We start from the raw sequence: 14,702 nt of genomic DNA on the forward strand, positions 1-14,702 counted from the left end.
GGCGACTAAAGTCGCCGTTCGTTTTTCATCTACGTTTTAAAAAACGTAGCTTTCAAACTCTCGTTTTTCTTTCGTAAGCGGCGCGAAATAAATCGCGAGCGGAAGTTTGCTCAGTCATAAGTTCCAGTTTATGGTTTGTAGGTTTGTCCTTTCTTTAGGGTACAGGGTTGGGAGAATTGAGACTTGAGAAATTATGCCTCTGCGGGGTCATCAATTGTTAATTTGATATTTGTTGGGGCTTGCAGGGGGAATTGGCAGGGGGTTGGGAAGAGTCGGGCGTTTTCAGTTAGGGCAGTGGGCTGCTTGCCGGGGGATGAGCGGTTGGGTTTTCTTATACTTAGTGCTTTCGGTATAGGAGGCAGAGCCTCCGGGGGCGTTCCCAGGCTGAGCCAGGGAACGAGGCGGGTGAACTATACTTTGCGCTATATTGGAGGGAGAACCTCCGGGGAGCGTTCCCAGGCTGAGCCAGGGAACGAGTGTGAGGGTAAATGTGAGAGGTGGAGCGCGGGGCTTAAGGGTTGCGGGCGGTAGAGACCATCACTGGTTTTTGGTAAAGGGGGACGGTGAAAGTGACAGTCGAACCGAGTCCCTCACCCATGCTGTAAAAATTAACCATGCCACCCATTGCCTGCACCAGCTTTTGCGAGATAGCCAATCCCAAGCCGGTGCCGCCATATTGGCGAGTGCGCTCTCCATCCACTTGAGAGAAAGACTGAAATAATTTATCTTGTTTTTCCAGAGAAACGCCGATGCCGGTATCGGCGACGCTGACATTCACCATTGCGGGAAGCTCTCGCTCTTGAACCAGCACTTTTTTATCAAGAATTTCGGCAGAAATGGTGATGCCGCCTTCGTGAGTAAATTTAATGGCATTGCCCACTAAATTGAGCATTACCTGTAGCAGGCGTTGGTAGTTGCCAAAAACAACAATTTCGTCTTCGGTGGGGGGTAGTTGAATCTGGAAACTTAAGTGTTTTTGCCGGATCTGAGCGCGGGTATGATTTTTGACGATCGCGAACAACTCATCTAATTTTACCGGGGCCAATTCGAGCTGCATTTTGCCAGCCTCGATTTTAGCAATATCTAAAATATCGTTAATCAAATTGAGCAAATGCACGGCGGATTGATAGGCTTCGCGCACGAAATCTTTCACCTCTTGTTCGCTTTCCGCCATATCGTCCATAATCAGCTTGAGAAAGCCGATGGTGCCATTGAGCGGAGTGCGGAGTTCGTGGGAAGTATTGGCAAGAAATTGACTTTTGAGGCGGGAAACTTCTTCTGCTTGCTTGCGGGCTTTTTCCAATTCGGTATAGAGGGTGGCATGAGCGATCGCGGTACCCACTTGTTCCGCCAATTCTCGCACTAACTCGATTTCCGCATCACTCCAGGACCGAAAGCCGATTTTGTTTTCCCCACCGACTTCATCGGCGTTTCTTGCAGCAGACGCGGATCGTTCCAGACAGATTAACCCATTGGGGCGATCTTGGTAGCAAGTTGCCACCACCAAGCGGGCGGCGGGGGCGGAGTCGGGCAGTTGTGTCGCATCCTGCGTCACCGGCGATCGCATTTCCAGGGCTTGGCGCAAATCCGGGCGATCGCTCAGCCACAGTTCTCGACCCCGCATAGAGGGTAAAGGTGCGCGTCGGTACTCCGCCACCACCGACACCTTTTGGTGGCCCACCTGGTAAGGACACAGAATGCAGCGATCGACCCCCAACGCGGATCCGATGCCCTGCACCGTTTCTTCCCAAATCGTCTTTAAATCCAGCGATCGCCGGATTTTGCGCGCCATTTCCCCCAAAAGTTTTTGATACAGTTCCGATCCCGGAGGCAGGGTGCGCCGGATACTGCCCACAATGGTATCGAGGAGTTTTTGATGCAGATCCAACTGGGAGGGAGGTACGGGGGAATTGTTGCTCGGCGGATGGGCTTGTTCCTCGATCGCCCCCACTACATTAGGAAGCAAGCGACCCATGACCAGCACTTCCGTCGCTTCCCCCCTGGATTTTATCAGGGGAGTCACGATCAGTTCAAACACAAAGGTGCGATCGCCCAAGCGAAACGGATAGCTAAACCGTTCCGGGATCGAAGCGTTCAACACCCGCGCGATCCGTTCCAAATAGGGAGTAACATTTAACGGAGTAAAGCGATCGCTCACCGAGGTTCCCACCACCTCATCGCAATCGAGCTTCCACTCCCCTGCGCCATCCCAATAAAATGCGCGATAGAACCCAGCGGCATCTTGAATAAATGCCAACTCGGTTCCCAGGCTCTTCAACCAACTCGAATTGTCTTCAGGGATAGATGCTTGGTGTGTGGTGTGATTCACGGCGGTGGCTGGTCATCAGCGACAGGCGATTAACACAGGGAAAACCCGAGGGAGTGCCTCGGGAGCAATCAGCTTGCCCACCCCTGGGGAATCCATCCCATCCCGAAGAAGCGGGATATCGAAAAACCACCCAGTTTCATCCCCTTGACTCAACTCGGCGTTTGGTGGGCTTAGGCGTTCCGGTTCTGGAGTGCCCTTCGAGGCACTCAGGCAAAATTGACGTTAATCGTTCCACTCGCCGCGCGGGGGAACGGGGGGATTGCGCGTCAGGTTGCGCGTCAGTTCGTCATCGCGTTTGGAGTCCCCGCGCAGCCACTGTCTCAATGCAGTGTCGATGACTTTGCTCGGATCGTTGGTCAAATGCTGGACGCGATCGAGCAATTCGGAATCGATGTGGATCGAAATTTCCACTTTTTCCGCGTTGCGAATATTTTGCACAGCCTGGTCACTCATAAGTTTTCGGTTTTCTCAACACAAATAAGGGGTATGGAGCAGCTCGCTCGGAGTTTGCGCCCGGATCGGAGGAAGCGATCGGTTTTTCAATCTTACATGGCAAAAACATGGCAAAAAGCTGATGCTTGATTTAGTTTTCCCCAAAGTTGAGGCAGGCGATCGCATTTTACCCGCCTTTCGCGGCCTTTTCCCAGAGCGGTCTTTATCAAATTAAATTTGAGGATATAATTGATTTTAGCAGCCCCATTGCCGTTTTCGACCCCCGGACGCCTAACCGAGCGTGGGTGACTTGCCCCTGGGTGCGCCGCTCCCTAGGGACTTCCTCGGGAAATAAAAAGGCTAAAGGTTTCTTACCTTACCATAAAAATTCAATTTTGTCAAGAGCGATCGCCCTTCGGTGGCGGGAAAAACGCGATCGGCCCGTTGGGAAGCTGCCGCCGACGCCCAGAAAGTATTAAAATGTGTTAAGTATCTAGATGTCCAGGATTCTCAGGGAGTCCGATGGCACCTTTGGGTCTCGGGTTCGGCGATCGCCGTCGAGATCGAGTTTCCCCTATTCTCAATCAACCACAGCGCCTCTAAATATTAGCGTATGACCGACACTCCTGTTTCTCGCATTCGCAACTTTTCCATCATTGCACATATCGACCACGGCAAATCCACCCTGGCCGATCGCCTGCTGCAGGCAACTGGCACCGTGGAAGAGCGGGTAATGAAAAAACAATTCCTCGACAATATGGAACTAGAACGGGAGCGCGGCATTACCATTAAGCTGCAAGCGGCCCGGATGAACTATCAAGCCAAAGACGGGGAAAACTACGTCCTCAATCTGATCGACACCCCCGGGCACGTGGACTTTTCCTACGAAGTGTCCCGCAGTCTAGCCGCTTGTGAAGGGGCGCTGCTGGTGGTGGATGCCTCCCAAGGGGTGGAAGCCCAAACCCTAGCCAACGTCTATCTCGCCTTAGAACACGATTTAGAAATTATCCCCGTTTTAAATAAAATAGACCTGCCGGGAGCCGAACCGGAACGAGTCATCAACGAAATTGAAGAAATCATCGGTCTAGACTGTTCCGATGCCATTATGGCCTCGGCAAAAGAGGGCATCGGCATCGACGAGATTCTCGAAGGGATGGTGCATCGGGTCCCCCCCCCGCAAGATACCGTAGACCAACCCCTGCGGGCCTTGATTTTCGATAGTTATTACGACCCCTATCGCGGCGTCATCGTCTATTTCCGGGTGATGGATGGCACGGTAAAAACCGGCGATCGCATCCGATTGATGGCCTCGGGCAAAGAATACGAAATCGACGTTCTCGGCGTCCTCTCGCCCACCCAACATCCCCTCGATGCCCTTCATGCCGGTGAAGTGGGCTATCTCGCCGCTGCCATTAAAGCAGTGGAAGATGCCCGAGTCGGGGATACCATCACCCTCGCTAAATCCCCCGCCGCCGCCCCCTTACCGGGCTATAAAGAAGCCAAACCGATGGTCTTCTGCGGATTATTTCCCACCGATGCAGATCAATTTGAAGATTTGCGCGAAGCCCTCGATCGCCTAAAACTGAATGACTCGGCCCTCTCGTTCGAACCAGAAACCTCCAGCGCGATGGGCTTTGGGTTCCGCTGCGGATTCTTGGGACTGCTGCACATGGAAATCGTCCAGGAACGCTTGGAACGCGAGTACGACCTGGACCTAATTACCACCGCCCCCTCGGTAATCTATCGCGTCACCCCCATCGAAGGCGAGGAAATTTACATCGACAACCCGAGTATGCTCCCCGCGCCCAACGAACGGGAAAAAATCGAGGAGCCTTACGTGCGCGTGGAGATGATTACCCCGGAAACCTACGTGGGCACCTTGATGGAATTATGCCAAACCCGCCGGGGGGAGTTCGCCGATATGAAATACCTCACCCCGGAACGCACCACCTTGGTGTATGAGTTGCCCTTGGCGGAAGTGGTGACCGATTTCTTCGACCAAATGAAATCGCGATCGCGCGGCTATGCCAGCATGGAATACCAGTTTATCGGCTATCGGGAAAATCCCTTGGTGCGGATGGATATCCTGATCAACAACGATCCGGTGGATGCCCTGGCCATGATCGTCCACCGGGATAAGGCATATCCCGTGGGCCGATCGCTGGTGGAAAAACTCAAAGAACTGATTCCGCGCCATCAGTTTAAGGTTCCCCTGCAAGCAGCGATCGGCTCTCGCGTCATTGCTAGCGAACATATCCCCCCCCTGCGGAAGGATGTGTTGGCCAAATGTTATGGCGGCGACATTTCCCGGAAGAAAAAGCTCTTGCAAAAACAAGCCAAAGGTAAAAAGCGCTTGAAGGCGATCGGCACCGTGGATGTCCCCCAAGAAGCCTTTATGGCAGTGCTGCAACTCGATCGCGGTTAGCCCCCTCACCCTTCGCCCGGCCCGATCGCGTAAAGATTTAATTAATTTTGCGCCCCAAACCGCGAGTCGGGGCGCTTTTTGTCTGATTTTTCGATTAAATGTAATTGCATGCCACACTTTTGTAGGATGGCCTTACCCTTTTAACGAACACCAGCTTATGAGAATTCTAGTCACGGGTGGAGCAGGTTTTATTGGTTCCCATCTCATCGATCGCTTAATGACCCAGGGACATGAAGTCCTCTGCTTGGACAACTTTTTCACTGGCGATAAGCGCAATATCCTCAAATGGATGGACAACCCCTACTTCGAACTGATTCGCCACGATATCACCGAACCGATTCGTTTGGAAGTCGAGCAAATCTATCATTTGGCTTGTCCCGCCTCCCCAGTTCACTATCAGTACAATCCGGTCAAAACCATTAAAACTAACGTGATTGGCACCCTGCACATGCTGGGATTGGCCAAACGGGTCAAAGCCCGGATTTTACTGGCGTCCACCTCGGAAGTGTATGGGGATCCCGACGTCCACCCGCAAACCGAAGCCTATCGGGGCAATGTCAACACCATTGGCATCCGCTCTTGTTATGACGCGCAAACCGAGATTTTAACCGAAACCGGCTGGGTGCCCTTTCCCCAGTTGCAACCTGGCATGCCGGTGGCAACCCTCAATTCCGACAATCAAGTGGAATACCACGTCCCCGATGAGTATCTGGTGCAGCCTTATGTGGGGCATTTGCTGCGGTTTGCCGATTCGCAATTCGATTTGTGCGTGACGCCGAATCACTGGATGTACGCCCAACGCGAAAGCAGCGATCGCCCGGAGTTCGTGCGCGCTGACGCCCCGCAATCCTGGCATTCCTGGCGCGTCCTCACCGGCGCTGAGTTTGCCGGTGTGGAACGAGAGTGGTTTGAATGGCCCTCCTCTCCGTCGGAGTCTCGGGGTGCAACCCAGGCGGTCCGCATGGATGATTGGCTCGAGTTCCTCGGTTACTATCTCTCCGGGGGATCCGTGCAGGTGCGCCACCAACCTCAAGCGGTGGGCGATCGCGGCGTTCCCTTGGCTGACTCTAACATCTTAATTGCACAATCTCATCCAGAAAATCGCGCCAAAATTTCCCAGTGTCTCCAGCGCTTGGGGGTGACTTTCTTTGCCGCCGACAAGCATCAATTGAGCATTTCTAGTCCCCAATTGACTCAAACTCTTTTGCCTAAAGGTGATGCGGAAAAACCTTCAATTCCTCGCGAATTTTTAACCTTATCTCGCCGTCAATCGTTGATTTTGTTCGACGCTTTGATGATGGGGGCACAAGTGCAAGAAAGCGGCTATGTTTATTCCACCGCTTCCCAACAACTCGCCGACGAAGTGCAGGAATTGGCAATGCGTTGCGGTTATACGGCTTCCGTGATTTCTCAGACCGGCGATCGCCCGCTTTATCGGGTTCATATTCAACCCCAACAAACGGCAAAGTTAAGCTCTCCCGAAGCAGTCCGTTATGCGGGTAATGTTTACTGCGTTAACGTTCGCAATCATGTGGTATTGGTGCGGCGCAACGGACGGGCGGCGTTTTGCGGCAACTGTTACGATGAAGGCAAGCGCGTGGCGGAAACCCTCTGTTTTGATTACCACCGCCAAAATGATGTAGATATTCGCGTGGCTCGCATTTTTAATACCTACGGGCCGAGGATGTTGGAAAATGATGGACGGGTGGTAAGCAATTTTATTGTGCAAGCTCTGCGCTCGATTCCGCTGACGGTGTATGGCGATGGGCAGCAAACGCGCAGTTTCTGCTATGTGTCCGACTTGGTGGATGGGTTGATGCGGTTGATGAATGGCGATCGCATCGGTCCGGTGAATCTGGGAAATCCGAGTGAATACACCATTTTACAATTGGCGGAAAAGATTCAGAAAATGGTCAATCCGGATGCGGAAATTCAATTTAAGCCCCTACCCCAAGATGACCCGCGCCAGCGTCAACCGGATATCACCCGGGCTAAAAATTGGCTGAAATGGCAGCCAACGGTACCTCTGGATGAGGGATTAAAGTTAACCGTAGAGGATTTTCGCGATCGCCTGATATCGGAGTAGACCGAGCGGGCAACCTGTTTATAGGAGCAAAGGAAAGCGTTCTTTCGGAAGAAGTGGCTTTCTGTGCTTGGAGTATAATCGCGATCGCGTCAGGGTGCAATTCAAACACAGACAATCGGATAAAGGTTCTCGGGCGCAGGGGTCGCGATCGCGCCACTGGCACAGGGAACCGATCTCCTGCGCTATGAGGTTACGATGGAAAAAAAGCGGGTCTGTATTGCCTGCAAGCTGCTGTTTTTCCCGGCGTCTGTTAGGATGCCCAACCCTTTATCTTGCATAATTTATATCAATTGGAGGATTTCCCCTTATGCGGGTTTGTGTAATCGGTACCGGATACGTTGGTTTAGTCACCGGCGCTTGTTTGGCCCACACGGGTCACCACGTCATTTGTGTTGACAATAATGAAGAAAAAGTAAAATTAATGAAATCCGGACGATCCCCCATTTACGAACCGGGATTGTCGGAAATCATGCAAAAATCCGCCAGTGAAGACCGTCTCGAATTTACCGGCGATTTGAAATACGGGGTCACGAATAGCGATATCCTGTTTATCGCCGTGGGTACCCCAGCACTCCCCAGTGGGGACAGCGATACCCGCTATGTGGAAGCAGTTGCCCGGGGAATTGGCACTCATCTCAATAAAGGCTACAAAGTCATCGTTAATAAATCCACGGTTCCTATCGGTTCCGGTGACTGGGTGCGGATGATCGTCCTCGATGGACTCGCAGAACGGGAACACTCCGATACCAGTGGCGATGAAACGGCGAAGCGACTCGGCATCGAGTTCGATGTGGTGAGTAACCCCGAGTTCCTCCGGGAAGGGTCGGCGGTTTACGATACCTTTAACCCCGATCGCATTGTGTTGGGCAGCAATGGCAAACGCGCCCTGCAAATGATGCAGGAACTCTATCAGCCTATTGTGGAACGCAAGTTTGCTGAAGACGCCTCGATGCCTCCGGTCTCCGTGGTACTCACGGATCTCAGTTCCGCTGAGATGATTAAATATGCCGCAAATGCTTTCTTGGCAACCAAAATTAGCTTTATTAATGAAATTGCCAATGTCTGCGATCGCGTCGGCGCTGATGTGGTGCAAGTGGCAAAAGGCATCGGCTTAGATACCCGCATCGGTACGAAATTCTTACAAGCAGGCATCGGTTGGGGCGGTTCTTGCTTCCCGAAAGATGTCTCGGCAATGATCCATACCGCCGACGATTATGGCTATGACGCTCAATTGCTGAAAGCTGCCGTTGACGTGAACAAGCGTCAGCGTCAAATTGCGATCGAAAAACTCCAACACGAACTCAAAATCCTCAAAGGCAAAACCATCGGTCTGTTGGGATTGACCTTCAAACCCGATACCGACGATATGCGCGATGCCCCCGCCCTGAATCTCATCGAACAGCTCAACCGCCTCGGCGCAAAAGTTAAAGCCTACGACCCGATTGTGTCTCAAACCGGTATCGGTCAAGGCTTCACCGGGGTGGTGGTGGAAACTGACCCCCACCGCCTCGCCGATGGCTGCGATGCTCTGGTTCTGGTAACAGATTGGCAACAGTTTGAAACCCTGGACTATGAAAAAATGGCGAAACAAATGATTAACCCGGTCATTATTGACGGGCGCAATTTCCTCGATCGCGAGAAGCTGGAAAAAATTGGCTTCCGCTATGTGGGCATCGGACGCTCTTAAGCGTTAGTCCCCACCTCCACTCGTTCCCCCCAGGGGGGAACGCCTCTCCCTCGACTCCGCCGCCCCCAACTCGGGCGCTTTTTTTTGTCTCACTTTTTTCGCCGCCACTGCCGCGATATTATATCTCAATGTCTCACATAAGCGGTGCGGATTTTCTCACTTTTTTTTCGCCGCCACTGCCGCGATATTATATCTCAATGTCTCACATAAAAGCCCTAGCCCGATTGACCCCGTTGCCTCCAATTTATCCTGTGGGTGCGTGACGCCCCGGATGCCAGTGGGTTATCCTCCCAGTGATTGCGTGAGGGGCGTCACGCACCCTACCCATTCAAAATCTGCGGTTGCTGAGCCAGGGTTTGCCTTTGAGCCGAAATTATATAACGCTATTCAACAGGAATCCCACCACCGCGCCGCCCAATACCAACCATGCGGCATTCACCCGCCAGCGAATTGCTAAAATTGCCGCGATCGCCGCGATCGCCAGCGCCACCCCATCCACTGCCGGTAATACCCCCACCGGGGTCTCGATGGTACCGCGCCAGAGGGCAATTTTCCCCAGTTGCAGCGTCACCACCGCCATCAGCGCCACCGCACTCACATTCACCGCATCCAAAAACCCTGCGGTCCACTTCCACCCTCGCAAGCGCGGAATGAGCGTCTCGAGCAGCAATACAAATAAAAATGAGGGCAGAAAAATACCCACGGTGGCTACAATTGCCCCGGGAATGCCAGCAATTATATAACCGATAAAAGTCGCGGTGGAAAGTACCGGTCCGGGGGTGAATTGCCCGATCGCGATCGCATCTAAAAGTTGCTGCTGCGTTAACCACCCCTTTTCCTCCACCAGTCCCCCTTCTAAAAAGGCAATCAGCACGTAACCGCTACCAAATAAAACGCTGCCCACTTTTAGGAACAATAACCCTAATTTCCACAACCCAAAAGGTTCCCCCGCAATCGGCTTTTGCGATAACAAAATCGGTATCGGAAATGCGGCGATCGCCCCTTGAATCCCTCGCGTATTCCAATTCAACCACAGGGCACCCAATACTCCCCCCAATAACAATGCTAGCACTTCATTTAACCCCAATCCCACCGCAATCCCAGTGGCGATCGCTACCATTAACAATTGCCGCGACTTTATCGCCTTTTTCCCTAACCGCCACAGCGCCGCCAAAATCACCGCTAACACCGCCGGTTTAATCCCATAAAGCAACGGTTCTACCTGGGGCAATTGCCCAAATGCCACGTAAATCCAGCCAAAAAAAGCCGTAATCAATACCGCCGGCAAAATAAAACAAACCCCCGCCACAATTAAACCCAAAACTCCACCGTAAACATACCCCACATGAATCGCCATCTCCGTAGAATTCGGACCGGGAATCAGATTGGTTGCCCCTACCAAGTCCAGGAATTTCTCTGCAGTTAACCACTGGCGACGGTTCACTACTTCATCTTCCATCATCGCAATATGTGCCGCCGGACCCCCAAATCCAATCACACCCAATTTGAAAAACAATCTCCCGATTTCAGCGAGTCGTTGCCCGGATATCTGGTTCATTCTACCTGCTGATGTACCCAAAATTTACAATTTCTGTATTGTACGCGCAGAAGGTTAAGATTCGGGTAAGGGCGATCGCTTCCCCCGCTTCAAAACCCCCCCCCACTAAAACCTCCCATCCCACCAATGACAATCCCCCCGTCGGCGTGCTAAGCTAGTCTCAGCTAGCCAGCGGGACTTTGGTGCGACTTCCGGACTAACCTCTGAAGTTACACTCTGTCAGTCGTGCCGCTATTCCCCTAGCTAGCGCCTCTTAAGCCATCCTAAAACTTATCAAACTTCAAAAGGGACAATTAACCATTCAAAAAATATTAATCACCACCCACCAACAACCAACAACTAACAACTAACAACCAATAACCAATAATCAACGACAAATGACCAATGACAAAGGACAAATAACAAATGACCAAATCGAACGAGAAGATTTGGTGATGTTTATCAATGCCTGTCTTGCCTGTAGCGGGCAGCGGGAATTTTACAGCGCAGCAAACTCCCAAGGCGTCTCGATTGATTTTTTACATGACTATATTTTAGGCAATTATCGATTATTATACGCTAGAAGTTTAGCGGCGGGTATCAATCATTTTAATCGATCGCAAATTATTTTAAAGCTCTTGGCAACCGGGCGGGATACTCCACCAGAACACCGCCAGGAAGAAGGGCAATTAATTGCAGCGGCGTTGGCGGAATTGCCGCCGCAACGGGCGTGGCGGGTGTTGGCAGAAATTCGCCGCCGAGGGATTAATAACCGTCGCAGTCGCGCGATCGCCCGGAATTACATAAAAAGCCGCCAGGATATCGCTTTTCAGGCGGTGAAATATCGCTCGAAACTGCGGGCGATCGCCACTCACAATCATCTGAAATTCGACCCGGAACTCGCAACGTTTTTATTCAATCCCACGAAAATAAAAGCCTATCAAACCGAGATATTCGAGCAATATCGCCAAGCGAATTACAATCGCGAAGCAATTTATGCTTTACCCTTTACCGTGGCGGAAGGATTTGCGGCGAAACATGGTATTTCACGGCAGATTTTCCTCGATCGCATTCAGGATAAAATGACGCCCGGGGAAAAATTGCGCTGGCAAAACGCAGGCGATCGCGCCGCAACGGCGATCGCGGTGGACTTGGGAAAAATGCCCCTCACCAAATTAGCTCTCTACGTGCTATCGTTACCTTTAAAAGAGAGAGGCGATCGCGCCGCAACTTTGCACGCCGCCCTGGCATCCGCCGCCCGCCATACCCTGAACTCCTCCCCCCTGGAACTTCCCCGGGTGGCGGCGGTGCTCGATCGCAGTTATTCCGCCTGCGGTTCCACCGAAAAACGCCGGCGTCCCCTGGGCGTTGCCCTGGCGGCACATTATCTCCTGAAAGCCGCAGCGCAAGAGTATCGGGATTTTTGGACTGTTCCCGTATCCGACGCACTTTTCGTCACCCCCCGGGGGCAAACTGACTTAGCCACGCCGTTGCTGGATGCGCTAGAATGGGGAGCGGATTTAATCGCGATCGTCTCTGATGGATGCGAGAATGACCCTCCCGGTGGCGCAGCGCAAGTGCTACAACTCTACCGCAGAAAGTTCGACCCAAAGCGTCGCACTTCCATCGTGCATTGCAATCCAGCATTCGATACCGAGGATTTTCTCTTGCGTTCTCTCACCGCCGCAATTCCTACTGTGGGATTGCGCGATGCGGAAGATCTGCCCACTATGCTAGGATTTGCCCGATTTGCCGAAGGTTCCGCACCTTTATCCGAGTTGGAAGCATATCTCGCTTCCCGGGTGCGTCATCTGCTCGATCGCTTAAGGGAGAAAATGTTATGAGTCGCAAAACGCCATTGTTGGACAACTTATCTTTGCGCGGGTTGCAGATTGCCCCTTCCCAGGTGTGCGGAAGCATTCGCCTGGTGCCTTTGTTACGATCGCATCCCCGCCGGGACCTGCGCTTGGAACGCCGCAATTACGACGAGAATCTGGCGATCGTTGCCCTGGATGGGGACATGATGAATCCGGATATGATGTATGTTTCCTATGTGCCCCACGGATTGGTACTCTCTTGGGGAGAAGGCGGTGGCGCAGAAGTGGCATTCGGCACGAAAATGCAGGGGCGGGATGGGAAGGTGTTCCACTGCGGATGTGCGAAGTTGCGCCTGATGCACCGGATGACCAAACGGGAAAGTCGCGATCGCCTGCGGTTTTTACCCTTGCACTTGGCAATGGAGGGGTTTTTGGGCATGTTCTTTTCCGGTCCGGCGATCGCCTGGGAGGAGTATTCTCGCCAAGCGCTTTCTCACGGATTGGGTTGCCGGTGGGAACTGTCATACAGCGGGCGGGCGATCGCCGGCTTTGAAGATGCCCTGCGCCTGTTTGAAATTCACGAAGGTCAAGTGGGCCTCTTGGTGTTTGTCGCCGATACCCTCGCCTCCGCTTTTATCGTTCCCAACCCCCAAGATTATCGCGCCCTGCATACCTCTTTGCTGGAAGATTTTTACGGCGAATTGATTTATCAATATGGCCTATTATACGATACCACATTTCCGATGGATATGGCCATTGATGAAAGAAAAATTAATAATTTAAACCAGTTACGCACTGCTGTGGCTGATTTGCGATCGCAGTGGGGCAAATTTCACGGATTTATGGCCACAGATTTGTTAAATCGCGCCGTGAATAGTCGGCGAGTTTACAAGTTAGGCCCGTTTGGCTTGCAGCGGTTTATCACCGACCTAGACCCAGGACGGGAAAACCATATCGGCGAGGCGATCGTTAGCGATGATGGCGAAATTCAATACTTAAAAACCTATCGCTTATCCGCCGCCCAAACCCGGCGAGTGTATTTGTTAAGTCAACTAGCAAAATATCAGTGGAATTTAGACGTCACCGCCCGCGAATTGGGTCAAGAAACACACGAGTTTGTGTTGCGCTTAGATAAGGCAGGGTTTGGGTATTTGTTCAAGCAAAATGTGTTAGAATTAGCCCGAAAGAATGCCAAAAAGCGGTAACTTCCAACAAATAGTCCGCGTCGGCGGAGTATAGCCCTTCGGGCATGGCTTCGCGCTTTGCTTGCCAAGGCGCGATTTCAATCGCCCGCCTAATCCTAATCCCCCACCCGATTTGGCTCCCCTCACACATGGTGTCGGTGCGTGACCCCCCCGATTCCATTTTGCGATTTTCCCGCCCATTGACTGCGGGGGGTCACGCACCCTATGGTTGACTGCGGCTTGTCTTCATTGCCTTCGCAAACTCGGGATCTGTGGCTAACTGTGAGGATATGCCTACCGCTTCATACAATCCTATCGAATTTTCCCACTTTGTTTGACTATTTCACACAATGTCTGTAAAATCGGCACGGCTGAGTTTGGCACCGCTGAGGTTGGCACGGCTTGAGCAGGTCCAGCAGTCCTGCACCACTTCTGCCATCTCGAAAACCGCCTGACCCGCTTCGGAGCCAGTTTTCACATCTTCCAGGGTTTCGCCCCAGTTGATGTCTCGAATATCGGTTTTGAGCCACTTCCTGAGCCACTTCCATAGTGTTATCGCCATCGATCGCCACCTCGGTTAACGTACCATTTTGCCATTATGGCACAGGTATTGTCCTGATGGGTTGGCAGCGTCGATCTGTATAGCATCTTCGGTGCAGCGCTCTCCCGTGAAAAGAAAAGGGGGCACTTGCGGCGCAAAATTATCTCTGCTCTCCTGCTGAAGGGCGCACCGGTGCCCCCGAGGAAAAAATCATCCGCCCGATCGCCCCTCACGCGGCTTTTTGCGTTTCCGCCTTCACCACCAACCATCTGCCCGTCGCCGGATCGCGATAAGTGATAAAAGGATTTTGCCGCAGTTTTTTGCTTTGAGTCGCCATTGTCAGAACCTCTCGAACTTCACTGTATCTTCATCTTATTTCCCCTCCGGCAAGCAGGCGGTGATGGAAACAACCCCAACCTGCGATCGCGATCGCATCCCCCCCCAACTCAGCCCGCAAATGATTTTGCACCGCGATCGGGGGAGAGACAGTAAAAGCATTGCAGTGGGTTTCAACCGACTCGAGCCATTAGTGTTGCGAGGCACTCACAGTAAAAGCATTGCACTCACCCGACGATAGGCGCGTGGGCTCAAAACCCACGCCTCATAGCTAAAGCCGGTTAGAAACCGGCTGAAAACGTTATCAGAGAAGCATTTCAGTCGGTTT

At 52.4% G+C, this 14,702-nt stretch carries 9 protein-coding genes and 2 pseudogenes; 7 read left to right on the forward strand and 4 right to left on the reverse strand.

Translation table 11 applies throughout. The features are described 5' to 3' along the window. Positions 1–511: 511 nt before the first annotated feature. Both AC0QH1_RS04150 and AC0QH1_RS04155 read right to left on the reverse strand, forming a co-directional pair. The gene (locus AC0QH1_RS04150; RefSeq protein WP_324629614.1) at positions 512–2,329 is read right to left on the reverse strand and encodes a GAF domain-containing sensor histidine kinase; all 1,818 of its coding nucleotides are present in this window, start codon (positions 2,327–2,329) and stop codon (positions 512–514) included. Positions 2,330–2,551: 222 nt separating this feature from the next. Next, positions 2,552–2,782 carry a hypothetical protein gene (locus AC0QH1_RS04155; protein ID WP_324629615.1) on the reverse strand — a complete coding sequence of 77 codons (231 nt, stop codon included), beginning with the start codon at positions 2,780–2,782 and terminating at the stop codon, positions 2,552–2,554. Between the two features lie 592 nt (positions 2,783–3,374). On the opposite strand from AC0QH1_RS04155, the gene lepA reads away from it, so the two are divergent. The 4 genes and pseudogenes from lepA to AC0QH1_RS04175 all read left to right on the forward strand — a co-directional run bounded on the left by lepA (position 3,375) and on the right by AC0QH1_RS04175 (position 8,959). Next, positions 3,375–5,186 (forward strand): translation elongation factor 4, encoded by a 1,812-nt coding sequence (lepA, locus tag AC0QH1_RS04160; RefSeq protein ID WP_324629616.1) that lies wholly within the window; start codon positions 3,375–3,377, stop codon positions 5,184–5,186. 157 nt (positions 5,187–5,343) lie between these two features. Beyond that, positions 5,344–5,775 (forward strand): annotated as a pseudogene (locus tag AC0QH1_RS04165) (GDP-mannose 4,6-dehydratase); the annotation flags it as partial. 903 nt (positions 5,776–6,678) lie between these two features. Further along, a pseudogene (locus tag AC0QH1_RS04170) lies at positions 6,679–7,272 on the forward strand (GDP-mannose 4,6-dehydratase); the annotation flags it as partial. Positions 7,273–7,579: 307 nt separating this feature from the next. Further along, positions 7,580–8,959 (forward strand): UDP-glucose dehydrogenase family protein, encoded by a 1,380-nt coding sequence (locus AC0QH1_RS04175; protein WP_324629617.1) that lies wholly within the window; start codon positions 7,580–7,582, stop codon positions 8,957–8,959. A gap of 373 nt (positions 8,960–9,332) precedes the next feature. Here the strand turns inward: AC0QH1_RS04175 and chrA are convergent, their stop codons facing one another. Next, the gene (gene chrA / locus AC0QH1_RS04180) at positions 9,333–10,517 is read right to left on the reverse strand and encodes a chromate efflux transporter (protein WP_324629618.1); all 1,185 of its coding nucleotides are present in this window, start codon (positions 10,515–10,517) and stop codon (positions 9,333–9,335) included. 377 nt (positions 10,518–10,894) lie between these two features. Between chrA and AC0QH1_RS04185 the strand changes: the two genes are divergently transcribed. Both AC0QH1_RS04185 and AC0QH1_RS04190 read left to right on the forward strand, forming a co-directional pair. Continuing rightward, on the forward strand, positions 10,895–12,340 hold the full coding sequence (locus AC0QH1_RS04185) for a hypothetical protein (RefSeq protein WP_324629619.1): 1,446 nt from the start codon (positions 10,895–10,897) through the stop codon (positions 12,338–12,340). Beyond that, positions 12,337–13,518, forward strand: coding sequence for an ARPP-2 domain-containing protein (locus AC0QH1_RS04190; RefSeq protein WP_324629620.1), 1,182 nt, complete (start codon positions 12,337–12,339; stop codon positions 13,516–13,518). Before AC0QH1_RS04185 ends, AC0QH1_RS04190 begins: the two co-directional genes overlap by 4 nt. A gap of 322 nt (positions 13,519–13,840) precedes the next feature. Here AC0QH1_RS04190 and AC0QH1_RS04195 read toward each other — a convergent pair whose 3' ends face one another. Beyond that, positions 13,841–14,059, reverse strand: a complete 219-nt coding sequence (locus AC0QH1_RS04195; protein ID WP_324629621.1) for a hypothetical protein — start codon at positions 14,057–14,059, stop codon at positions 13,841–13,843. A 379-nt stretch (positions 14,060–14,438) separates the two neighbouring features. Here AC0QH1_RS04195 and AC0QH1_RS04200 point away from each other — a divergent pair, with 379 nt between their 5' ends. Next, positions 14,439–14,615 (forward strand): hypothetical protein, encoded by a 177-nt coding sequence (locus tag AC0QH1_RS04200; protein WP_324629622.1) that lies wholly within the window; start codon positions 14,439–14,441, stop codon positions 14,613–14,615. Positions 14,616–14,702 lie beyond the last annotated feature (87 nt).

It is taken from the genome of Phormidium sp. CCY1219 (genome assembly GCF_055795085.1).